23 protein-coding genes are annotated in these 20,064 nt (G+C 67.3%); 11 read left to right on the top strand and 12 right to left on the bottom strand.

Annotated elements, in window-relative coordinates; translation table 11 throughout:
* Positions 1-28 precede the first annotated feature (28 nt).
* Together NO347_RS05040 and hisA are read left to right on the top strand one after the other, a co-directional pair.
* Entirely contained in the window at positions 29-259 is a 231-nt protein-coding gene (locus NO347_RS05040) for a DUF7860 family protein (protein ID WP_256288565.1), read from the top strand.
* Positions 260-365: 106 nt separating this feature from the next.
* Positions 366-1,094: a 1-(5-phosphoribosyl)-5-[(5-phosphoribosylamino)methylideneamino]imidazole-4-carboxamide isomerase gene (gene hisA / locus NO347_RS05035; RefSeq protein ID WP_121568746.1), complete on the top strand. Its 729-nt coding sequence runs from the start codon at positions 366-368 to the stop codon at positions 1,092-1,094.
* A gap of 38 nt (positions 1,095-1,132) precedes the next feature.
* Here the strand turns inward: hisA and NO347_RS05030 are convergent, their stop codons facing one another.
* From NO347_RS05030 to NO347_RS05020, 3 genes are all read right to left on the bottom strand, one after another.
* Complete coding sequence (locus NO347_RS05030) at positions 1,133-1,285, bottom strand: hypothetical protein (protein ID WP_256288564.1); 153 nt, start codon at positions 1,283-1,285, stop codon at positions 1,133-1,135.
* Between the two features lie 189 nt (positions 1,286-1,474).
* Positions 1,475-2,470, bottom strand: a complete 996-nt coding sequence (locus tag NO347_RS05025; RefSeq protein ID WP_256288563.1) for a tyrosine--tRNA ligase — start codon at positions 2,468-2,470, stop codon at positions 1,475-1,477.
* An 84-nt stretch (positions 2,471-2,554) separates the two neighbouring features.
* Positions 2,555-3,388 carry an aldo/keto reductase gene (locus tag NO347_RS05020; RefSeq protein WP_256288562.1) on the bottom strand — a complete coding sequence of 278 codons (834 nt, stop codon included), beginning with the start codon at positions 3,386-3,388 and terminating at the stop codon, positions 2,555-2,557.
* A gap of 128 nt (positions 3,389-3,516) precedes the next feature.
* Here NO347_RS05020 and NO347_RS05015 point away from each other — a divergent pair, with 128 nt between their 5' ends.
* Positions 3,517-3,834 (top strand): PLDc N-terminal domain-containing protein, encoded by a 318-nt coding sequence (locus tag NO347_RS05015; RefSeq protein ID WP_256288561.1) that lies wholly within the window; start codon positions 3,517-3,519, stop codon positions 3,832-3,834.
* A 14-nt stretch (positions 3,835-3,848) separates the two neighbouring features.
* Here the strand turns inward: NO347_RS05015 and NO347_RS05010 are convergent, their stop codons facing one another.
* Positions 3,849-5,828 (bottom strand): DUF460 domain-containing protein, encoded by a 1,980-nt coding sequence (locus tag NO347_RS05010; RefSeq protein ID WP_256288560.1) that lies wholly within the window; start codon positions 5,826-5,828, stop codon positions 3,849-3,851.
* Between the two features lie 193 nt (positions 5,829-6,021).
* Positions 6,022-6,951, bottom strand: a complete 930-nt coding sequence (rnz, locus tag NO347_RS05005) for a ribonuclease Z (protein WP_305148781.1) — start codon at positions 6,949-6,951, stop codon at positions 6,022-6,024.
* Between the two features lie 94 nt (positions 6,952-7,045).
* Here rnz and NO347_RS05000 point away from each other — a divergent pair, with 94 nt between their 5' ends.
* From NO347_RS05000 to NO347_RS04990, 3 genes are all read left to right on the top strand, one after another.
* On the top strand, positions 7,046-7,591 hold the full coding sequence (locus NO347_RS05000; RefSeq protein ID WP_256288559.1) for an SHOCT domain-containing protein: 546 nt from the start codon (positions 7,046-7,048) through the stop codon (positions 7,589-7,591).
* Between the two features lie 67 nt (positions 7,592-7,658).
* Positions 7,659-8,753, top strand: a complete 1,095-nt coding sequence (locus NO347_RS04995; RefSeq protein ID WP_256288558.1) for an AAA family ATPase — start codon at positions 7,659-7,661, stop codon at positions 8,751-8,753.
* Between the two features lie 3 nt (positions 8,754-8,756).
* A complete protein-coding gene (locus NO347_RS04990) occupies positions 8,757-9,362 on the top strand; it encodes a protein sorting system archaetidylserine decarboxylase (RefSeq protein WP_256288557.1) in 606 nt (201 codons plus the stop codon).
* 26 nt (positions 9,363-9,388) lie between these two features.
* Here NO347_RS04990 and NO347_RS04985 read toward each other — a convergent pair whose 3' ends face one another.
* Positions 9,389-10,378 carry a methyltransferase domain-containing protein gene (locus NO347_RS04985; protein ID WP_256288556.1) on the bottom strand — a complete coding sequence of 330 codons (990 nt, stop codon included), beginning with the start codon at positions 10,376-10,378 and terminating at the stop codon, positions 9,389-9,391.
* Positions 10,379-10,553: 175 nt separating this feature from the next.
* Between NO347_RS04985 and NO347_RS04980 the strand changes: the two genes are divergently transcribed.
* Positions 10,554-11,117 carry a TATA-box-binding protein gene (locus NO347_RS04980; RefSeq protein ID WP_121568755.1) on the top strand — a complete coding sequence of 188 codons (564 nt, stop codon included), beginning with the start codon at positions 10,554-10,556 and terminating at the stop codon, positions 11,115-11,117.
* 33 nt (positions 11,118-11,150) lie between these two features.
* Positions 11,151-11,525, top strand: a complete 375-nt coding sequence (locus NO347_RS04975) for a DUF7473 family protein (RefSeq protein ID WP_256288555.1) — start codon at positions 11,151-11,153, stop codon at positions 11,523-11,525.
* A gap of 40 nt (positions 11,526-11,565) precedes the next feature.
* Here NO347_RS04975 and hisG read toward each other — a convergent pair whose 3' ends face one another.
* Positions 11,566-12,411 (bottom strand): ATP phosphoribosyltransferase, encoded by an 846-nt coding sequence (hisG, locus tag NO347_RS04970; protein ID WP_256288554.1) that lies wholly within the window; start codon positions 12,409-12,411, stop codon positions 11,566-11,568.
* Positions 12,412-12,539: 128 nt separating this feature from the next.
* Between hisG and hisB the strand changes: the two genes are divergently transcribed.
* Positions 12,540-13,142: an imidazoleglycerol-phosphate dehydratase HisB gene (hisB, locus tag NO347_RS04965; RefSeq protein WP_256288553.1), complete on the top strand. Its 603-nt coding sequence runs from the start codon at positions 12,540-12,542 to the stop codon at positions 13,140-13,142.
* A gap of 17 nt (positions 13,143-13,159) precedes the next feature.
* Here the strand turns inward: hisB and NO347_RS04960 are convergent, their stop codons facing one another.
* Together NO347_RS04960 and NO347_RS04955 are read right to left on the bottom strand one after the other, a co-directional pair.
* Positions 13,160-14,005: an MSCRAMM family adhesin SdrC gene (locus NO347_RS04960; protein ID WP_256288552.1), complete on the bottom strand. Its 846-nt coding sequence runs from the start codon at positions 14,003-14,005 to the stop codon at positions 13,160-13,162.
* Between the two features lie 39 nt (positions 14,006-14,044).
* Positions 14,045-14,827 (bottom strand): sulfurtransferase, encoded by a 783-nt coding sequence (locus NO347_RS04955; protein WP_256288551.1) that lies wholly within the window; start codon positions 14,825-14,827, stop codon positions 14,045-14,047.
* A 253-nt stretch (positions 14,828-15,080) separates the two neighbouring features.
* On the opposite strand from NO347_RS04955, the gene NO347_RS04950 reads away from it, so the two are divergent.
* On the top strand, positions 15,081-15,947 hold the full coding sequence (locus NO347_RS04950) for a sulfurtransferase (protein ID WP_256288550.1): 867 nt from the start codon (positions 15,081-15,083) through the stop codon (positions 15,945-15,947).
* 171 nt (positions 15,948-16,118) lie between these two features.
* On the opposite strand, the gene NO347_RS04945 is transcribed toward NO347_RS04950, so the two are convergent.
* The gene (locus tag NO347_RS04945) at positions 16,119-17,726 is read right to left on the bottom strand and encodes a stage II sporulation protein M (protein WP_256288549.1); all 1,608 of its coding nucleotides are present in this window, start codon (positions 17,724-17,726) and stop codon (positions 16,119-16,121) included.
* A gap of 116 nt (positions 17,727-17,842) precedes the next feature.
* Here NO347_RS04945 and NO347_RS04940 point away from each other — a divergent pair, with 116 nt between their 5' ends.
* A complete protein-coding gene (locus NO347_RS04940; RefSeq protein WP_256288548.1) occupies positions 17,843-18,463 on the top strand; it encodes a transcription antitermination protein in 621 nt (206 codons plus the stop codon).
* 174 nt (positions 18,464-18,637) lie between these two features.
* Here the strand turns inward: NO347_RS04940 and NO347_RS04935 are convergent, their stop codons facing one another.
* Together NO347_RS04935 and NO347_RS04930 are read right to left on the bottom strand one after the other, a co-directional pair.
* Positions 18,638-18,907, bottom strand: coding sequence for a DUF7553 family protein (locus tag NO347_RS04935; protein ID WP_256288547.1), 270 nt, complete (start codon positions 18,905-18,907; stop codon positions 18,638-18,640).
* A 70-nt stretch (positions 18,908-18,977) separates the two neighbouring features.
* Positions 18,978-19,709: a fumarylacetoacetate hydrolase family protein gene (locus NO347_RS04930; protein ID WP_256288546.1), complete on the bottom strand. Its 732-nt coding sequence runs from the start codon at positions 19,707-19,709 to the stop codon at positions 18,978-18,980.
* Positions 19,710-20,064 lie beyond the last annotated feature (355 nt).

Below are 20,064 nucleotides of genomic sequence, written 5' to 3'. Positions count from 1 at the left end.
TATTAATATCTGCGATTGTCCATCATATATGACAGGTCGATACGGCAACCTGGACTACCCGACCCTCACGAAACGGAGTTTCCTCCTCGGAATCGGGCTGTTCGCAGTCGGTGCGCTCGGTGAGTTTGCGATCGCTACGACCGGCGCGGCTGTGCCCGCGTGGGAGCACACGCTGCTCGTCGACGCCGAGTTCCTCGGCGTGTTGCTCGCACTGCTGTCCCCGTTCGTGTTCGGCATCCTGCTGCCGCTGACCGAGTGAACGCCGCCCCGACCGAGTCGTGACTTCGCGGTGCCGCATCCGATCTGACCGCGCAGCGGCCCCTCGCTCCGGAGACTTTAGGCCGCTCCCCCGCCGACACTCGCGCGTGAGCGATCCATTCCCCACTTTCGAGGTCGTCCCCGCGGTCGATATGCAGGACGGCGAGGTCGTCCAGCTCGTACAGGGCGAACGCGGCACCGAGAAACGCTACGGCGACCCGGTCGCGGCCGCCGAGCGCTGGGTCGACGCCGGCGCCGAGACCCTGCACCTCGTCGATCTCGACGGGGCGTTCGAGGGCGAGAGACAGAACGCCGACGCGGTCGAGGCCGTCGTCGACGCCGTCGACGTGCCGGTGCAACTCGGCGGCGGGATTCGCACTGCGGCGGACGCGATCGACCTGCTCGACCGCGGCGTCGAGCGCGTCATTCTCGGGACAGCGGCCGTCGAAGAGCCCGAACTGGTCGAAGAGATCTCCGCGGAGTACCCCGGACGCGTGATGGTGAGCCTCGACGCCAAAGACGGCGAGGTCGTCGTCTCCGGGTGGACCGAGGGCACCGGACTCGATCCCGCAGACGCCGCGGCGCGCTATGCGGACCTCGGCGCGGGCGCGATTCTGTTCACCGACGTCGACGTCGAAGGCCAACACGAGGGCGTCCAGGCGGGCGTGACGCGCCGCGTCGTCGACGCCGTCGACATCCCGGTCGTCGCCTCCGGCGGGGTCGCGTCGCTCGACGACGTCCGAACGCTGAAAGACGCCGGCGCGGCGGCTGTCGTCGTCGGGACCGCGCTCTACGAAGGGACGTTCACTCTCGCGGACGCGATGGCTGTACAGTAGCGTTTGCAACTCGGTCAGCGTGCGAACGCTTGCAAACGCTACTGTATAGTCCCGTACTGAGCGACGACTGCGACGCCCGTGAGCGCGACGAGCGTTACCCCCAACCCGGTCGCGACGCCCGAGTCCGAGAACAACAGCAGTCCCCCGAGACAGAGCGCATACGTGCCGAGCACTACTCCCTTGATCCCCATAATCGGGTAAATTAGCGGCTCGCGAATATCAATCTCAGCAAGACGGGCGTCAGACGGCCGCAGTGGCAAGGAGGCGACGTCGGTGGGGGAGACCGACGGCGGAGCTTCATAATGATTACTCTCGTCTCTTACCGCCGACCATCGCCTCCGGGAGTGGCGCTCGGCGGTACACAGTGAGAGTAATCACTATCAGTCCCGCTGCTCGCGGATCTTCTCGCGACCGGGCGCGATGAGGTCGTTCAGGTACGTCGTGAGCGCGCCCTTCGCGTCCGCCGGGTGGAGTTCGCCGGATTCGAGGTCGTCTTCGAGGTCCTGGTAACGCTCGTAGGTCAGATCGCCGCCGTACTGCTCGGGGCGTTCGACGACGACTTCGCCGAAGCGCGGGAAGATGTGGTACTCGAAGATCTGGAGGACGGGGTTCTCCCGCTCTTGTCCCTCGTCTGTCGGCTCTGGATCCGCGGTCGGCGGGCAGTACGCCTTGTTGACCTTGTCTTCGATGTCCGACGCGGAGTCTTCCATCGAGATGGAGACGCCCGAGGAAGTCGACATCTTGCCGATGCCGGTCGTCAGATCCGCGATCAAGGGCGTGTGAAGACACGTCGGCGCGTCGGCGTCGATGCTCGGCAGCGTGTCGCGGGCGAGCATATGCACCTTGCGCTGTTCCATCCCGCCGATCGCGAGGTCGACGTCGAGATAGACGATGTCGAGCGCCTGCATCAGCGGGTAGACCGCCTGTGCGACGGTCGCGGTGTCGCCGCTCTGAATCTCCGCCATCGCGCGCTCGGCCCGCGAGAGCGACGTTTCGAGTTCGAGCGCGTGCAGGTCGAGCACGTACTCCTCGTCGAGTTGGAACTCAGAGCCGAGGACGAATTCGGTCTGGGACTCCTCGAGGCCGTAGGCGACGAACTGCTCTTGCATTCGGGTCGCCGTCTCGCGAATCTCGTCGAACGTCCCCTTGTCGTTGAGGTAGGCGTGGACGTCGGCCAACAGCACGACGATCTCGAAGCCCGCCTCCTGGAGTTCGATGAGTTTGTTCGCGGTCAGCATGTGACCGATGTGGAGGACGCCGGAGGGCTCATAGCCGACGTACGCCCGCTTTCCGTCCGGGGATTCGGCTAGCGCGCGCACTTCGTCCTCTGTGACCACCTCGGAGACGTTCCGGGTGATCTGCTCGTAGGCGTCCATACGTGCGCAGAATCGCGACTCCGGCATATGACTTCTGGGATGTCCTCGCGGACAGGATCGGGGACGCCGCCGACCGCGACGCGGTTACGACGGAATCCCGTAGATCTCGTCGTCGAGGTCGATCATATAGACGTTCTCCATCCGGTCGACGCCGTCGAGGCGGGCGACCGTGTCCGCGTCGAGGTCCCAGTCGAAGAGGTCGATGTTCGACTCGATGTGGTCGGGGTCCGACGACTTCGGGAGCACGACGACGCCTTTCTCGACCGCCCACTTCAGGACGATCTGGGCGGGCGAGACGCCGTAGGCGTCGGCTGGTTCGGTCACGAGCGGGTCGTCGAGGAACTCCGCGCGGGCCAGCGGGGCCGACGCTTCGACGACGATGTCGTGTTCGTCACAGAATTCGAGGTGGTCCTCCTGGAAGTACCAGGGGTGGAACTCGATCTGGTTCGCGGCGATCGGTACGTCGGCGACCTTCTGGGCGAACCGGAGCTGATAGGGCGTGAAGTTGCTCACGCCGACGTTGCGGATCAGGCCGTCGTCGTACGCGCGTTCGAGCGCCTGGAACGTCTCGCGCAGCGAAATAGTCGGGTTCGGCCAGTGGATCAGATACAGGTCGAGGTAGTCGGTGCCGAGGCGGTCGAGCGATGCCGACAGCGACTCCAGGACGTCCTCGTAGTGGAGGTTCGAGGGGAGCACCTTCGACGTCAAAAAGAGGTCGTCGCGGTCGTACTCGGCGATGACCTCACCGATCGTGTCCTCGTTCTGGTAGCCCTCGGCGGTGTCGATGTGGGTGTAGCCCGCATCGAGCGCGGTTCGAAGGCCGTCGCGGAGGTCCTCGCCCGAACTGTCCCACGTCCCGTAGCCAACGATCGGGAGTTCATCGCCACTCGGAAGCGTCCGGCTCGGCATCGAACTCATAGTCGGCCGTAGATACCTCGCGCGGCGTTGTAAAGAAGTGGGTCGGACGCAGTCCGTGCAGAGACTACCGGGGCGACTGCCGACCCCACTGGAAAGCGTCATACGCACGCGGTCCCAACGGATCGGCGATGGCAACGACCCGTTCGCCGCTCATCGTCCTCGGGGGGTTGGTCGCCGTGGCGTTCCTGCCGCTGCTCGTGATGTGGATCGTCGTCACCGACGTCGGGACGTTCGCGTACTTCGCGGGCTTCGCGCTGTACTTCCTCGTCGCCCACGTCGCGCTGCCGGGGTGGGTCTACCTCGACGCGACGGGGCGCGGGAGCGATGCCGTGCTAGCGTGGACGGCGCTGTGCTTTTTCCTCCCGTTCGTGGGCTTCGTCGTGTACTACTTCCTCGGTCAGCCTGACGCGCCCTACGAAGTCGATGCCACCGCTCGCGCTCGGTGAGGGGATAAAATCCGTTATCGGCTCTCGCTGCGCGTCTCCGCGCGGTGCTCGGAGATGATCTGATCGACCATCGACGCCTTCCGTTCTTTCCGGCGTTCCTCCGCGCGACGCTCCCAGTCGTCGATCGCGGCCTCGACGTCGGCCTCGCTGGCGACCGCGAGTTCGTCGACTTCCTGGATCGCGACGTCGTCGGCGGGCGCGACGGGGATGTCGTGCTCGAAGAGAATCTGGTCAGCCATCCCCGAGAGGTTGCCGCCCGAGCGGAGGACGACGAGTGGATCGACGTCCGCCAGCCGTTCGGCGGTCGATCGCCCGGCCCCGGAGGCGTCACGAAGGTAGACGACGTCGCCCGCCGCGAGGCCGTACTGCTCGTCTGTCGTCTCGATGGCGTCCCGCGTGAACTGCTCGATCACCTTCACAGAGACGAGGTCGCCGTCGGTGTCGACGTCGGCGAAGTTCGAGTGATCGAGCTTCCAGAGACGTTTCAGTCGCTCTAACTTCCCGTCGAGTTCCTCGTTTTCCTCCTCTAAGGTCTCGACGCGCCGTTCGAGCCGGTCGTTCTCGCGTTCGAGACGTTTTACCTCGCGGCGCTCTCTGGCCTTCCGGCGCTCCTCGCGCTTTGCCTCCGAGAGTTTCTCTTTGTACTCCTCGATCGTCGCCTCGCGCTCGTCGATCGTCTCGTTGAGGTCGTCGACGTGCGATTCGAGGCGTTCGACGCGCTTGCGAAGCCGCCGAATCTCCTTTTCGTCGTCGGTGAGTTCGCGCTCCTCGTGTTCGGGTTCGGACTCCTCGTCGTCTTCGTCGTCCCGGAGGTCACGGAGGACGGCCTCGACGGACTCCTCGCCCGCGACGACGCGGGAGATTACCGTACCGCGCTCGACGTCCGGCGGCACCTTCTGTGAGATGCGCTCGAACTGGTCCTCGTGGTCGTCGAGGGCGAACAGCGCCGCGGCAAGGGCATCCCGCTGGTGGTCGTTCTCGTAGGCGGCCTCGCGCGTGCGATGGAGCTTCTCGTCGACCGGGAGGTCCGAATGCGGCGTCCACGCGGCGGCGTCGAAGCTCCGCCGGAACTTCTCGACGGTCTCGGGCATCGGCGTGACGTCGGCCGCGACGACGATCGGTCGCCCGCGCTCGATGAGCCACTCGATCACGTCGGCCGTATCGGCGGTCCGCGTCGAGTAGACGTCGAGGACGGATCCGTCGAGGCCGACGACCGCCGCGGCCGTCGTCGTCCCGGGGTCGATCCCGACGACGACGTGGTCGCGCCGCTTGACTAACGGCTCGAACTCGATGCCGTCGTGGCGCTCACGTTCGATCTCGATTCGCGTGTCGCCGGAGCGACCGCGGGAGACCGGAATGTCGGCCGGCGGCGCTTCGACCGTGAACACGGCGTTCGCGTAGCCGCCGTACTTCTCTGTGACTTCTTTTTCGAATTCGAGGTCGGCCTGTCGGAGCCGCTCTTGGACCTCACGAGAGCGGCGCTTCACGGAGCCGTGAATCCGCCGCGTGTAGCGGTCCTGGCTCCACCCGCCCTTGCCGGTCGAGCGCCCGCGAGACACCTTGACCGTCGTGGTGTCGCCGAACGCCGCCACCTCGTATCCGACGTTCGCCGCCGCGAGCCGTGCCGCGGCTTCGGCCTCCTTCATCGGCTTCTTCCCGTAGGGAACGCCGTGTCTGGAGGCGACGCGCGAGAGCGGTTCCGGCCGCTCTGCGCCAGTCACCTGCACGAGTTTCGTCTCCGCCGGAAGCGCCCGCAGAAAGTGGACGAGTTCGTCCTTGTCGGCCGCCAGCTCGTACATATTGTCGGTCGCGAGCATCGCCGGTTCCTCGCGGTCGAGGAGGCGGCGGAGCTTTCGGTGGGAGACCACGTCGCGGTCGACGTTCTCGCCATCGAAGGCGACGAGGGCGTACGAGGGCGCGTCCCCGCGGACGTCGCCACTCTGGATGTCCACGCCGAAGACGAGGGTGTCGAGTGCGCTCGTCCGGTCGTTCACACCGTCGTTTGGGCGTCTGCGGATATATATGCCACGCCGGAGTGCATCACGAGCGTTTATACCGGAGGCCGGGGCCATCGCCGCCGTGACGTAACGCTCACCCCGCGCCGGTCAGCGGTTGTCCGGCCTCCCCGCGCGGGAACACTCGTGGCCGGCTGTTCGCAAACCAGATCCGATCACGACGAGCCGTCGCTCACTCGTCGTCTGGATACGGAATCTCGACTTTCTGTCCGTCGTCGGGGACGAACGCTCGATCGCCGGAGAACGTCTGTTTCGCCTCGCGTTCGATCGGCGAGGCGTCGCCGGCGTACCGCGAGGAGATGTGCGTGAGCGCGAGCCGCTTCGCACCGGTGCGGTTGGCGACCTCGGCGGCCTCGCGGGCGGTCGAGTGGCCCGTCTGACGCGCGCGGTCGGCCCACTCCGTCGCGAAGGTGGCGTCGTGGACGAGCAGGTCGGGCTCGTCGACGACTTCGACGGTGGCGTCGACCGGGCGAGTGTCGCCCGTGTAGACGAAGCTCCGTCCAGGACGGGGGTCGCCGACGACCTGCTCGGGAGAGATGACCGTCCCGTCGTCGAGTTCGACGGAGTCGCCGTCGTGGAGTTGGCTGAACTTCGGACCGACGGGAACGCCCAGTTCCTCGGCCTTCTCGCGGTCGAAACGACCGCGGCGGTCGTCCTCGACGAGCGCGTAGCCGATCGAACTCGCGCCCCGGTGTTCGGTGGCGAAGGTTCGAACCTCGTAGTCCTCGGCGTCGAGCGCGACGCCGCCGGGACGGGATTCGTGGACCGTGACGGGGAAACTCGGTCGATAGCCGCCGGCTTCGACGAGGCGTTCGAGGTGGCCCTTCGAGCCCGGTGGACCGTGGATTGCGATCGGCTCCTCGCGGTCGTTGAAGTCGAGCGTCTGGATCAGCCCCGGAATGCCGAGGACGTGATCGCCGTGGAGGTGCGTGACGAACACGTGCGAGACCGAGAATCCGGTCCCGAACCGCATCATCTGCCGCTGGGTGCCCTCCCCGCAGTCGAACAGGAGCCGTTCCCCCTCCCGTTCGAGGAGGAACGCACTCGGCCCCCGCTCGGTCGTCGGTACGGCCCCACCCGTCCCGAGAAATGTCACGCGCATCGATATATCCGGTTCTGGGAGGCGACGGGGTAAACCCGTGTCGGATCATATCGGTGCGGCGTATCTTTTTGGTCGTCCTCCCGAACCGACGGGTATGGACGATCGCCGAGACCGACTGGACCGAGTGGGCTTCGGTCCCGCCGACTCGGACGACCCCGTCGTCGCCGCCACCGCGCTCGTGGTCCTCGGAGCCGGGCTCGGATCGCTCTTCGGCGTCCCGCTGCTCGCCGCGGTCGACTTCTGGCTCGTCTTCGTCGTCGGCTACGCGGTCGTCGTTCCGCTGGTCTCACTCGCTCGTAGGAGACAACGCGCCGAAGCAGAGACCGATTCGTCGACGGCGCGTACTCCTCGGGTCGAACGGTCAGACGGTACAGTGGGTGGTGACCAGTGGAACGGCGCCGACGGAGGCGTCGACGCCGCGCTCGACCGGATTCGTGACCGCTACGCGCGTGGTGACCTCTCCGAGGATCAGTTCGAGCGGAAGCTCGAAGTCCTCTTGGAGACGGACACCCCCGAGAACGCCCGCGAACGCATCGAGCAGGGGAGAGCGCAAGAGCGGGGACAGGAGTACGATGAGGGCCAGCGCGGAGACACTCGCGAACGGGAACGCAACGACCCCGAAACCGAGCGCGCCCCGTAACGGCTACCGAGCGTGTCGCGGCCGCGGAGGGAGAGTTTCTTAGCCCCCCGCCGACTACTCGCCGTCGATGGACGCGCCCCTGTGGACGGAGAAGCACGCGCCCTCGCTCTCGGATCTGCCACAGCAGGAGGTCCGAGAGCGACTCGCCCGCACCGTCGACGAACCGATGAACCTCGTCGTGCAAGGCCCGCCGGGCGTGGGGAAGACCGCTGCCGTCCGCGCGCTCGCCCGCGAGGCGCACGAGGATCCCGACGCCGACCTCGTCGAAATCAACGTCGCGGACTTCTTCAGCCGAAGCAAAAAGGAGATCCGCGAGGACCCGCGCTTCGAACGCTTCCTGCAGGGACAGACGGCGTTCTCGAAACAGTACCGGCGCGGCGGCAAGGGGAACAAGTACAAACGCGAGTGGTCCAAGCGCGATATGATCTCGCACGTGATGCAGGAGCTCGCGTCGTACAAGCCCGCCTCGGGAACGTACAAGACAGTGCTCCTCGACAACGCCGAGACCATCCGCGAGGACTTCCAGCAGGCCTTACGCCGCGTGATGGAGCAGTACCACGAGAGCACCCAGTTCGTGATCACGACGCGGCAGCCCTCGAAGCTCATCCCGCCGATCCGCTCGCGGTGTTTCCCCGTTCCCGTACGCGCGCCGACCACCGACGAGATCGAAGCCGTACTCGTCGATATCGCCGACGTCGAGGAGGTCGACGCCGAGCCGATGGCGCTGAACCTCATCGCCTCGAAGGCCGACGGCGACCTCCGCTACGCCGTACTCGCCGCCCAGCACGCTGCGATCGAGGGCGACGACGAGATCACCGTCGACGCGGCACAGACGGCGCTCTCGGAGGCCGGCCACGACGACGCGCTGAAGGACGTCCTCGACGCCGCAGCCACGAGCGAGATCACCGACGCTCGCAAGCAAGTGACGTCGCTGCTGGACGACGAGGGCTTCGGCGGCCAGGAACTCCTCTCGGAACTGCTTCGCGTCGCCGACACCTACCCCGAGGAGTTCGGCGAGGCGAACCTCGTGCGACTCCACCGGCTCGCCGGACGCGTCGACCTCGACCTCGCAGAGGGCAACGACGGCCGCCTCCACATCACCCATCTCCTGGCGGCGTGGGCCGGCGGCCAGTCGGAACTCGACGAGGAGGCGCTGGCCTGAGCGATGCGCTTCGCTCCGGGCGCTCGTCGATTTGCAGTTCCCGCGTTCGCCGCAGCCGCAGTACTCGCGCCGTTCGCGTTCCCGCTGGCCGTCGTCGCGCTCGCCGCCGGCGGCTTCGTCGCGTGGTTCTTCCGTGATCCCGATCGCCAGCCCACGGGCCCGGGCGTTGTCTCGCCCGCCGATGGCTACATCTCGGTCGTGCGCGAGGAGGGCGATCAGCTCCGCGTGGGCGTGTTTATGAACGTCACCGACGTGCACGTGAACCGCGCGCCGTTCGACGGGCACGTCGAGCGCGTCATCCACCGTCCGGGCGCACACCGACCGGCGTTCTCGAAGGAGTCAGAGCGCAACGAGCGCGTCGACGTCGACGTCGCGACCGACGAGGGGCCTGCGGAACTCTCGCTCATCGCCGGTGCGTTCGCGCGGCGCATCCACCCCTACGTCGCCGCCGGCGACGGCCTCGAGCGCGCACAGCGGATCGGCCACATCGACTTCGGATCGCGCGCGGACGTTCTCCTCCCGCCCGCCTATGACCGGGAAGATCTATTTATCGAGGAGGGCGACAGCGTCCGCGCCGGCGAGTCTATTCTGGCAGCACGAGAACGGTAGACGGGTCGGACTCCGACGGCGGCGGATCACACACGCTGTAACACGTGGACGTGTCGGACCAGCGACCGGTGGACGCGGCGCTCGAAGTGCGCATCGACGGTCCAACCAGCCTCGCGCGCCTCGTCGTCCCAGGAGCGGTCGGCGACGAGGACGCACGCGGGGGCCACGCGAGCCGCTTCAGCGAGCGCGCCGCCGACGAGGTCCGCGAGTTCGTGCCCGGCGATCTTCGACTGGCGACCGTAGGGCGCGTCGAAGACGACGGCGTCGACCGCGTCGTCGGCGAACGGGAGTGCAGTGGCGTCGCCGCGGACGACGCCCCAGTCGGTCTCAGAGAGGTAGTAGTCGAGGTTCTCGGCCGCGCCGTGTGCCATCTTTGGCTGGGCGTCCGAGCCGACGGCGCGCGCGCCGACGAGCCCCGCTTCGATGAGCAGGCCGCCAGTGCCACACATCGGATCGAGCACCGTCGCATCCGGGAGCGCCGGGCCGGCCGCGAGGTTGACGTACGCGCGGGCGTCCATCGGGGCCATACTCCCGGGCTGGAAGAACGGCCGATCCGTCGGCGCGCGCGAACCGAAGGCCGCGTCGCGCTCGGCGGCGATCCAGCCGACGAGACAGACGTCGTCGGCGAAACAGACGCGGAGCTCGTGATCGGGGTCGTCGAGGTCGACCGAGAAGCCGCGGTCGACGAGCACCCCACCGAGTTCGCGCTCGGCCGTCGCGGTGCTCACCTCGGCCGTCGCGCGGACGTTCCGCGCCCGCACGGCGACGCTGCCGCGCCGCTCGATCGAGGCCGCTTCGAGGAGCGCGACCGCACTCGACACCGACGCGTCGGTCCGGCCGAGGAGTTCGGAGACGCGGCGCGTGTACGCGAGCGTCGGCACGCGGTCGAGACGGACGCCGCGGGCGGTGGCGAGTCCCGGGGCGACGCGCGTGACGGCCGACGCAGCGGCGCGGTCGGCCTCCAGGGCGGCGAACGCCTCGTCGTCCGCCTCGCCCGCGAGTTCCAGACAGTACACGCTCGTCCCTCGCTCTGCCCGCCAATGATAGTAGCGATTGCACGTCGAATCCAGGAATTCCAAAAGCGCGGTCCCGGCAGTTCGCGCCCCCCAGACGCCGCGCCGTCCGGTGCTTGCGGCCTGTCGGCACCCGCACCAACCTTTTTAAACCTTAAATACGTCGTTTAAGTCGTCAATGAGCGACCCCAAGGACACCATCAACATCGAGAACGTCGTCGCCTCCACCGGAATCGGTCAGGAGCTCGACCTCCAGAGCGTGGCGATGGACCTCGAAGGTGCTGATTACGACCCCGAGCAGTTTCCCGGTCTCGTGTACCGGACCCAGGAGCCAAAGTCTGCGGCGCTCATCTTCCGTTCCGGCAAGATCGTCTGTACCGGCGCGAAGTCGACCGACGACGTTCACGAGAGCCTCCACATCGTCTTCGAGAAGCTCCGTGATCTGCAGATCCCCGTCGACGACGACCCCGAGATCACCGTTCAGAACATCGTCACCTCCGCGGATCTCGGTCGCAATCTCAACCTCAACGCCATCGCCATCGGGCTCGGGCTGGAGAACATCGAATACGAGCCCGAGCAGTTCCCGGGGCTCGTCTACCGGCTCGACGAGCCCGCGGTAGTCGCGCTGCTGTTCGGATCGGGGAAGCTCGTCATCACCGGCGGCAAAGAGCCCGACGACGCCCGCGAGGCCGTCGACGTCATCGTCTCTCGGCTGAGCGAACTCGGCCTGCTAGAGGACTGAGGTCGCGCTCTCGACGCTCTCGATTCGTTCTGTATGTTGCTGCCCATCCAATCCACCGCTGCCGGGAGTCCGATCGCGATCGCCGGAACGTTCGCCTCGTTCGCGATCTTCCTGTCGATCACCGCACACATCGCCGCCCGCAACGTCCTCGGAGACGTCCCCGTCCGCAACGCGTTCGTCGTCGGTCCCGTTCCCGCCGTCGTCGCCATCCTCGTCACGACGTTCGGGGTGAATCCTTTCGTGGGGCTCGCGGCTGCGCTCGTCCTCGATGGGGTCGCGATCGCGCTGCTCTACGAGCAGACGCGGCGGCTGTCGGCGTACATCACGCTCATCCACTTCGTCGTCAGCGTCATCCTCGGAACCATCATCTTCGGCGTGCTGGCGCTCCTGACGAGCGCGCCGGGGTAGGCTGGGCTCCCCTTCCGTCCGCTCGCGCGCCGCTCTCAACTCACTCGACGAGTCGCTCAATCTCGGTGACGAGGATTCCCGAGGCCCCGACGGCCTTCAGGTCGTTGACGACCTCGAAGACGTCGTGTTCCTCGACGACGACGTGGACCGCGACGGTGTCGTCGCCCGCGACGTCCATCACCGTCGGACCGCCGAGACCCGGGATGACCTCGCGGACGTCGTCGAGGCGATCCCGCGGCGCGTTCATCATCACGTAGCGCTTGTCTTCCGCGGCGAGCACGGATTCGAAGGCCGTCACGAGCTGTTCGACCTTCGAGTCGTCGGCGTAGTCCGGGTGAGCGTACAGCCGCACCGACGATTCGAGCACCTCGTCGACGACCGCGAGGCGGTTCATCCGCAGCGTCGTCCCCGTCGAGGTGATATCGACGATGGCGTCGGCCATCTCGACGTGCGGCGTCAGTTCCGTCGCGCCCGTCACCTCGACGACGTCGGCGTCGATCCCCTCCTCCTCGAGGTACTGCTGTGTGATCCGCGGGAACTCGGTCGCGACGCTCTTGCCCGCGACGTCGGCGGGATCGGAGATGTCGCCGTCCTCGGGCGCCGCGAGGACGAGTCGGCAGCGGCCGAACTCGAGATCGAGGAGTTCCACGAGGTCACACCCGGATTCGACGGCCTGATCGCGGCCGGTGATGCCGACCGCGGCGGCCCCGTCTGAGACGTACTCCGGGATGTCGGCCGCGCGGGCGAACAGGACGCTCACGTCGGGATCGACGGTGTCGGCGTAGAGTTTCCGGTCGGCGGCGCTCTCGATGTGGAGGCCGGCGCGTTCGAGGAGGTCGACGCTCGGTTCGTGCAGGCGGCCCTTGTTGGGCACGGCGATGCGCATACCGGAGCGTCGCGCGCCCGGGACGTACCACTTTCGCTCGTTGTCGGGGGCGAGTCGGCACCCCGGCGGGCGCGACACGGGAGCGAGCGAGGCACAACGGTGATAGGCGCGCGCGTCGACTCGCCGGTATGAGCGACGACGACGGAACGAAGCGCACCGCGGCCGTCTCCCGCGAGACCTCGGAGACGACGATCGACCTCACGCTCACGATCGACGGCGACGGCGACGCCGCGGTCGACACGGGCGTCGGCTTCTTCGATCATATGCTCGAATCGTTCGCGAAGCACGGCTTGTTCGATCTGACCGTCCACTGCGACGGCGATCTCGACATCGACGACCACCACACCGTCGAGGACGTCGCGATCGTCCTCGGCGAAGCCTTCGCGGAGGCGCTCGGCGACAAGCGCGGCATCGTCCGCTACGCCGATCGGAAGGTCCCGCTGGACGAGGCAGTCGCGGGCGTCGTCGTCGACGTGAGCGGGCGGCCGCACTTCGCTTTCGACGGGGACTTCTCCCAGGCACAGATCGGCGACTTCACGAGCGATATGGCGCGGCACTTCGCGTACTCGCTGGCGATGAACGCCGGACTGACGCTGCACACCGAGGTCGAGGGCGTCAACGCTCACCACGAGGTCGAAGCGCTGTTCAAGGCGCTCGCGCGCTCGCTCGACGACGCCACGCGGGTCGACCCGCGCCGGAGCGACACCCCGAGCACCAAAGGCGAACTCTAGGCAGTAGCGCCCCGTCTTCAGGCCTTCCGGAGCGTCCCGCTGTCGTCCACGAGGAGGCCGCGGTCGACCGCGTACTCCAGAATCTGTTCGACGTGCGACTCCTCGAGATCGTACGCACCCGCCGCCAGTTCGACGATCTCCGCCCGCGGGATCGGGAACTCGCGATTGCCGAGCAGGCGCATCACAGTCCTGAACTCCTCGGGTTCCTCGTCAGTCGTCGACGACTCCGACGCGCGCTCGGGAGCCTCCGACGACGATTCCGGCGGGGATGACGCGTCAGCCTCTGCCGTGCCGTTGCTGGCGGCGTCGGGCATCGACGGCGCCGATTCCTCGTTCTCGCCGAGCGGCGGTGGCGACCTGGCGTCCTCCCAGGAAGCGTCGTCCGAATCGGGGTCGGCCCCCGTCGCTGATTCTGTGTCCGCGTCCGCGTCCGCGTCCGTCTCTTCGTCCATATCCGTCTCAATATCCGTGTCCGCCTCCGCCTCTGTGTCCGTGCCCGCCTCCGTCTCGGGCGCTGCGTCGGTATCGGTCGACTCACTCGAATCGGCAGCGGCGGTATCAGCAGCAGCGGCGTCGGCAGGGGACTGCGAATCCGGGGCCGGAGCCGACTCCGGAGAGTCGGGCGCGCCGCTCGACGCCGCGGGAGTCACGGAGCGGTCGGGGCCGTCCTCGTCGCTCCGGCCGACGCCGAGACGCGCGAGGAGCGGATCGAGCACGCCTTCGAGCGTCTCTAAACAGTCGGCACAGAGGACGACCCGTCGCTGTTCGGCCTCGGTCGGCGACAGTTCCGGCGGGAGGACCTCGTAGACCCCCGCCGCGTCGTCGCCGCAGAAGTCACAGGTGCGAAGCTGACGCATCGGCATACCTGATGCTCCCGGGGCGCGCTGATAAAACCATTCGACCTACGCGGTTTCCAGCGGACCGCCGCGCTCGGTCCACTCGGTCAGGCTGCCCTCGTAGAACCCCACGTCGGCGTAGCCGAGCGAGCGCAACACGACGTAGGTGTGGCTGATTCGCCGGGCCGTGTTACAGTAGAGGATCACGCGCGCGTCGGGCGTCACGCCGACGTCCGCGAGGGAGTCCGTGAGTTCCGACCCGGGCTTGAGCCCGCGCGTCTCGTCGTCGACGAGTTCGCGCCAGTCGAGGTTGACCGCGCCGGGGAGGTGGCCCTCGGCGTACTCCTCTGGGTCGCGGGTGTCGACGACGACGGTATTCGGCTCGTCGAGCGCCGCGCGAACCGTCTCGTAGTCGACGAGCGGCGAGTGTTCGGGTTCTCGAACCGAATACGAGGTCGCCGTCGGCGACGGCGACTCGGAGGTCGTCTCGTGGTCGCGGTTCCACGCGCTGTAGTCGCCGTCGAGGAGGTGGAGGCGCTCCGGCGGGTGGCCGTACAGTTCCGCAGTCACGAGAAAGCGCGCCGCGAAGACGCCGTGCGTGTCGTCGTAGGCGACCACGTCGTCGTCCGGGCCGACGCCGGCGTCCGATAGCAGCGACTCCCACGTCTCCGCGCCGGGAAGCATCCCCTCGTCGCCCGCCTCGCTGCGGAACGTCTCGAACGGCACGCTCACCGCGCCCGGAACGTGGCCGATGCCGTCGTACTCCCACGCGTCCCGAACGTCTATCACCCGCACCTCGTCGAGTCGCGACGCCAGCCAGTCGGCCGAGACGACGACGTTCTCGTACATAGCTACCAGTACCGGCGCAGCACCCTTCAACGTGGCCGATGTTGGCGTGGTTCGCCCGCTGTCAGAGAAATGGGATTATATTACCTATTAATTCGGGCGTCGAGACGAGGGAGGTCGTCGTGTGGACGCCGTCGCGCCCCCGAATCCTGTCACGCCCTATTAATGCGGCAAAATTCTCTGGATAATGCGAGGATGGGCAGTACACGCCGTAGCTGTGAGGATTATACCGGATGGGGGTGTATAGAAGGACGCAATGACAGACGACGGTTACGCCAAAGACGTGCTCGTCTCCCCCGAGTGGGTAGAGGAGCACCTCGACGAGTTCCAGAGCGACGACCCCGCGTATCGACTGGTGGAAGTCGACGTGGACACGGAAGCGTACGACGACAGCCACGCCCCCGGTGCGATCGGCTTCAACTGGGAGAGCCAACTGCAGGATCAGACCACGCGCGACATCCTCGACAAGGAAGACTTCGCCGACCTCCTCGGCAGCCACGGCATCTCCGAGGACTCCACCGTAGTGCTGTACGGCGACAACTCCAATTGGTTCGCCGCCTACACCTACTGGCAGTTCAAGTACTACGGCCACGACGACGTTCGCCTCCTGAACGGTGGCCGCGACTACTGGATCGACAACGACTACCCGGTCACCGACGAGGTGCCCGAGTTCTCCCCCGTCGAGTACACCGCGAAGGGACCGTTCGAGTCCATCCGCGCGTACCGCGACGACGTCCAGCACGCCGTCGACGAGGGACTTCCGCTGGTCGACGTCCGCTCGCCCGAGGAGTTCCGCGGCGACATCCTCGCACCGCCGGGACTGCAGGAGACGGCTCAGCGCGGCGGCCACGTCCCCGGCGCGAGCAACATCTCCTGGGCGGCGACCGTCAACTCCGACGGGACGTTCAAGTCCGCCGAGGAACTCCGTGAACTCTACGCCGAGGAAGGCATCGACGGGTCGAAGACGACCGTCGCCTACTGCCGGATCGGCGAGCGCTCCTCGATCGCGTGGTTCGCGCTCCACGAACTGCTCGGCTACGACGACGTCGTCAACTACGACGGCTCCTGGACGGAGTGGGGCAACCTCGTCGGCGCGCCGATCGAGACCGGCGACGCTCAATAATCGCGTCGCGGTCGGGGCGTCATGGGCGGCAGCACGTTGCGCTCGACAGACCGACGCGACCCGGTGCCTCTGACACCTTCTCTTCTCGTCCGCTGACTGCGGCCCTCCGATTTGGCCTCTCCAAAGTCACCCGTCGCTTTCTCGCCCGTGAGCGACGGCGGGCGGCGGCGTTCACCCAGTCAGCACGAGGCTGGCGATCGCGGGCGTGAGAAACGCCTCGATGAACGCCGCGAGGACGAAAAGCGGCACGAGGCCGAGGAGGACCCGATAGGTCCGACGGATGGCCGATGCGACCTCGTCGGCGACGAGTCGCCCCCGAGCAGCACCGAGGCCGACGCCGCCGAGCCACAGGCCGAGACCGCCGCCGACGACGAGTGCGGGGATCTCGACGACCCCGTGCGGCGCGACCAGCGCGAGGAAGGCGATCGGATCGAAAACGCCGCCGACAGCGCCGACGATGAGCCCGTTGAACCCGAGCGTCACCACCGCCGGAATGCCCGCTGCGAGGCCGCTGAAGGCCACGTCGCTGGCGACCAGCCAGTTGTTCACGGCCAGGTTGACGAAGGTCCCGCCGGGGAACGCGCCGAAGACGTTGCCCACGTCGCTGCCGACGGGGAGCGACACGCCGAGGGAGGCCGTCGCTCGCCACCCGATTGCGCCGCCAGCGAGGACGATAGCGAGCGAGGCGACGTTCGCGAGCGGGCGGTCAGCGACGAACCCCCCGACAGCTCTGAGCCCGCCGCCGAACGCCGATCGGAGTCGGTCGCCGGGAGGAGCCACCTCTAGCGTCGGCGGGAGCGGCCGTTCCGCGTACAGCGACGTCTTGAAGCCGTCGAGGACCGGCGGGACGACGATGGCGCTCACGAGACCGGTGACGCGGGTCGCACCGGCGACCGACGCGACGCCCGCGACCGAACCAGTGACAACGAGGGCGCCGAACGCGACGACGACGTAGCCGAGGAACGCCGCCGGGCGACGGAACGGGAACCGAACGCTGCGTCGGACGGCCGCGACCGCGCCGACGTCGTCGACGACGACCGCTTGCTCGGCGAACGCAAAGAGGAGGAAGACGACGAGAACCGCGACGAACGCGACGATCGAGCCGATCCCGACGACCGCGAGCGCGAGCACTGACGCCTCAGAAGACGGACCGGCGGCCGCCGAGGCAGAGGGGGAAGCCGCGACACCGCCCGTCGAGGCGCCGACGACCGAGCCGACGGCCCACACGATAGCGGCTCCGATCGGGACGAGAACGATCGCGAGCGCCGCCAAAAAGAGCACGCGAACGCCGAGGAACGAGCGCCAGTACGTCCCTGCGCCTTCGACCGCGGCGAGGACGCCGTCCTCGTCCTTCAGGAGGCCGAAGACGGTACTAATCGCTGCCGCACCGCCGACGGCCGAAACGACGACCGAAAGGAGCACCGAGAGGAACACACCGAGGAGGACAAGCCCCACGATATCGGGCGTCAGGAGGTTCGCGACGGCGTCGTCGAGACCCGGCCCGAGTTGGTCCGGATCGACCGCACCGAGGTCGACAGACCCCGATCCGTCACCGCTCGCAGGCGGCGCCGAGTCGCTGGCGGCGTCGCGGAGCGCGTCGACGAACGGCTGCAGCCGTCCGCTGCTGGCGGCGAGCCACAGAGCGAGAAGCGCAGCGAGGAGCAGCGGGACGCGAGCGACGCCGTACAGACCGCTCACCAGGAGGTACACGGGGATGACCGACGCCGAACGCTCCCAGAGCATCCGGCCGCCGGTGCGGAGGGCTGAGGAGGGATTCACGGCACGAACGTCTCAGCCGCGAGACATAGATGTTCGGGGCCTCCGACAGCGCGCAGGCGTATCAGCTATCCCGACGTGTCGATGGCTACAAGCGATTTGCGGGCCAACAGTGCTGTATGAACGGACGCGACCTCGCGACGGAACTGCGCGACGGCCACGAGACCGCCTTCTCCCGGCTGGGATCCTCGAAAGCGATGTACGCCCTCACCGGCGGCGAGATGGCGGCCGAGCAGGTCTGCGCGGCCGCCGCGGACGACGCGCTCGCACTCGCGGCAGTGCTCGACGAATGGACGGCGAGTACGGCCGAAAACGGCGACATCGGCGCACTTTACTCCGAACTCGCGGACGCGGCTCGCGAGCACGCCGCGTCGGTGGTCGGTGACCCGTCACTCGACGACCTACCGGAGCGCTACGAGACGCTTTCGGGACTGGAATCGACGCCTGATCGCCTCGGCGGCCTCCTCGGTCGCTACCTCGTCACGCTCGAACACGTCGGCCAGATGGTCGGCTTCTTCGTCGGCGACGCGGATCCGATGGCCGCCGACGACTTCCGCGGCCTTCGTTCGGATCTCGAAGCCGAACGCGACCGTGTCGCCGACGCCCTCGACGGCGTCTGTGAGAGCGACGACGACTGGGACGCCGCACGCGACGCTGGCGACGCCGTGATCGACGCGGCCTACGACGACTACGTCGAGACGCTCGAATCGATGGGGATCAAGCCGAAGAACGTTTGCTAGGACAACCAAAGCGTCTGTGATCGACCGCACGGTGGCGGAGCGCGCAGCAGCCGCTGGTCCCAACGCCGATGCCGACGTCCCAGCTTGACCCTGTGATTCGGTGTCAATCTCCACCCGAAACGGAGGGGTTCGGGACTGAGACAGCCAATAATAAGCGCGTTCGTCTGCCGCGCGTCAGACGCCTTCGACGCCCTCACGGAACGTCGAGACCTTCGAGCGAGCGTCGACGACAGCGTCGTGGGCGTCGCCGTCGGTCGCGTCGGCCAGTTCCGCGAGTTCGTTCATATGCCGAGCGAGTCGGCCGTGGTCCGGTTGCTCCTCGCGCGCGGCCAGCGTCGCGAGCGCGTCGGACTGGTCGTAGATACGTCGCTGGACGTCGCTGTCGGCGGCTTCGGCGGCGGCGCGGAGCCGCTCGCTCGCTTCCTGGAGGAGTTCGCGTGACATACCGTACGGTTCCGGCCACAGACACATTACTTTTGAGCCCTTGTCACGAGAGCTGTTGGCGTACCGACGCCTACCGCGATGCGTCGTCGGGCGCGATCACGTCGTTTCGGAGCGTTCCGACGCCCTCGTAGGTGATCTCGATTCGGTCGCCCGGTTCGATGAGGCCGGGATTTGCCGGGCTGCCGAACGCGACGACGTCGCCGGGGCGGAGCGTGAACCGTTCGGAGAGGAACGAGACGATCTCGTCGGGGCCGAACAGCATCAACTCCGTGTTCGCGTCCTGCCGGACCTCGCCGTTGATCTGCGTCTCCATCTCGATCGCGCTCGGGTCGAGGTCAGTCTCGATCCACGGCCCGAGCGGTCCCGACCCGTCGAACGCCTTCCGCGCGGTTCGGCCCGCCTGATCGAGCGCGTCGACGTCGTTCAGGATGGTGTATCCGCGAACGACGTCCGAAACGTCCTCGGGCGCGACGTCGCGACACCGCCGGCCGACGACCGCGGCGAGTTCGCCCGCGTAGGTGAGTTCGTCCGTCCACGCGGGGTATCTGATCGACGTCTCGTGACCGAGCAGCGACGCGGGCGGCTTGATGAAGAAATCCGGCTCCTCGGGCCGTTCGTAGTCCATCTGATCGAGGGTTTCCGCGTAGTTCCGGCCGACGCAGTACAGCGCCGACGGGGTGCAGGGCGCGATGAGGGATCCGTCGCGCCCGACGACGTATTCGCCATCGTCGGCGACGACGACGCCGTCGTCGTACCGTCCGCGAACGATTCCGTCCGGAGTTTGCAGCCGTGCGAGTCGCATACGCGGACGTCGACGACCGGGAGCAAAGGTCTACTGTCTGTGGTCTGTTGAACTGCGAGCAGAGACTCCTGGGAGCAGCAGCGCGGGGAGGTGTCGCCGTTCGCGCCGCCCGTAGACGTGCGGTCTGTCGAGCACGAGTGGGCCGACCGTCGGCTCATCGGCAGTGAGTTCGTTCTCCGGTTCCAGCCGGGTCGGGAACCTGCTACAGGGGTGTGGTCGCCGTCGAACACCCGCAGCTAGTGATACTGTCGGACAGAAGTTCGTGAATCATTTTGGCACCTACGGGGTGCCGATAATTTTCACATAGTTCTGTCCGACAGTATGACCTCTCGGACGGCGTCCGCTCTCACTCGGC

Source organism: Halobellus inordinatus, from assembly GCF_024464655.1.
In the GTDB taxonomy this organism is placed as follows: Archaea; Halobacteriota; Halobacteria; order Halobacteriales; family Haloferacaceae; genus Haloquadratum; species Haloquadratum inordinatus.
Note: the sequence above shows the minus strand (reverse complement) of the source record. Positions and strands in the feature narration are given on the sequence as shown.

What these genes read in the sequence shown, in the direction of transcription:
- NO347_RS05040 (WP_256288565.1), top strand. Translation starts at nt 29, where the DNA reads ATGACAGGTCGATACGGCAACCTGGACTACCCGACCCTCACGAAACGG.
- NO347_RS05030 (WP_256288564.1), bottom strand. Translation starts at nt 1,285, where the DNA reads ATGGGGATCAAGGGAGTAGTGCTCGGCACGTATGCGCTCTGTCTCGGG.
- NO347_RS05025 (WP_256288563.1), bottom strand. Translation starts at nt 2,470, where the DNA reads ATGGACGCCTACGAGCAGATCACCCGGAACGTCTCCGAGGTGGTCACA.
- NO347_RS05020 (WP_256288562.1), bottom strand. Translation starts at nt 3,388, where the DNA reads ATGAGTTCGATGCCGAGCCGGACGCTTCCGAGTGGCGATGAACTCCCG.
- NO347_RS05015 (WP_256288561.1), top strand. Translation starts at nt 3,517, where the DNA reads ATGGCAACGACCCGTTCGCCGCTCATCGTCCTCGGGGGGTTGGTCGCC.
- rnz (WP_305148781.1), bottom strand. Translation starts at nt 6,951, where the DNA reads ATGCGCGTGACATTTCTCGGGACGGGTGGGGCCGTACCGACGACCGAG.
- NO347_RS05000 (WP_256288559.1), top strand. Translation starts at nt 7,046, where the DNA reads ATGGACGATCGCCGAGACCGACTGGACCGAGTGGGCTTCGGTCCCGCC.
- NO347_RS04995 (WP_256288558.1), top strand. Translation starts at nt 7,659, where the DNA reads ATGGACGCGCCCCTGTGGACGGAGAAGCACGCGCCCTCGCTCTCGGAT.
- NO347_RS04990 (WP_256288557.1), top strand. Translation starts at nt 8,757, where the DNA reads ATGCGCTTCGCTCCGGGCGCTCGTCGATTTGCAGTTCCCGCGTTCGCC.
- NO347_RS04980 (WP_121568755.1), top strand. Translation starts at nt 10,554, where the DNA reads ATGAGCGACCCCAAGGACACCATCAACATCGAGAACGTCGTCGCCTCC.
- NO347_RS04975 (WP_256288555.1), top strand. Translation starts at nt 11,151, where the DNA reads ATGTTGCTGCCCATCCAATCCACCGCTGCCGGGAGTCCGATCGCGATC.
- hisG (WP_256288554.1), bottom strand. Translation starts at nt 12,411, where the DNA reads ATGCGCATCGCCGTGCCCAACAAGGGCCGCCTGCACGAACCGAGCGTC.
- hisB (WP_256288553.1), top strand. Translation starts at nt 12,540, where the DNA reads ATGAGCGACGACGACGGAACGAAGCGCACCGCGGCCGTCTCCCGCGAG.
- NO347_RS04960 (WP_256288552.1), bottom strand. Translation starts at nt 14,005, where the DNA reads ATGCCGATGCGTCAGCTTCGCACCTGTGACTTCTGCGGCGACGACGCG.
- NO347_RS04955 (WP_256288551.1), bottom strand. Translation starts at nt 14,827, where the DNA reads ATGTACGAGAACGTCGTCGTCTCGGCCGACTGGCTGGCGTCGCGACTC.
- NO347_RS04950 (WP_256288550.1), top strand. Translation starts at nt 15,081, where the DNA reads ATGACAGACGACGGTTACGCCAAAGACGTGCTCGTCTCCCCCGAGTGG.
- NO347_RS04940 (WP_256288548.1), top strand. Translation starts at nt 17,843, where the DNA reads ATGAACGGACGCGACCTCGCGACGGAACTGCGCGACGGCCACGAGACC.
- NO347_RS04935 (WP_256288547.1), bottom strand. Translation starts at nt 18,907, where the DNA reads ATGTCACGCGAACTCCTCCAGGAAGCGAGCGAGCGGCTCCGCGCCGCC.
- NO347_RS04930 (WP_256288546.1), bottom strand. Translation starts at nt 19,709, where the DNA reads ATGCGACTCGCACGGCTGCAAACTCCGGACGGAATCGTTCGCGGACGG.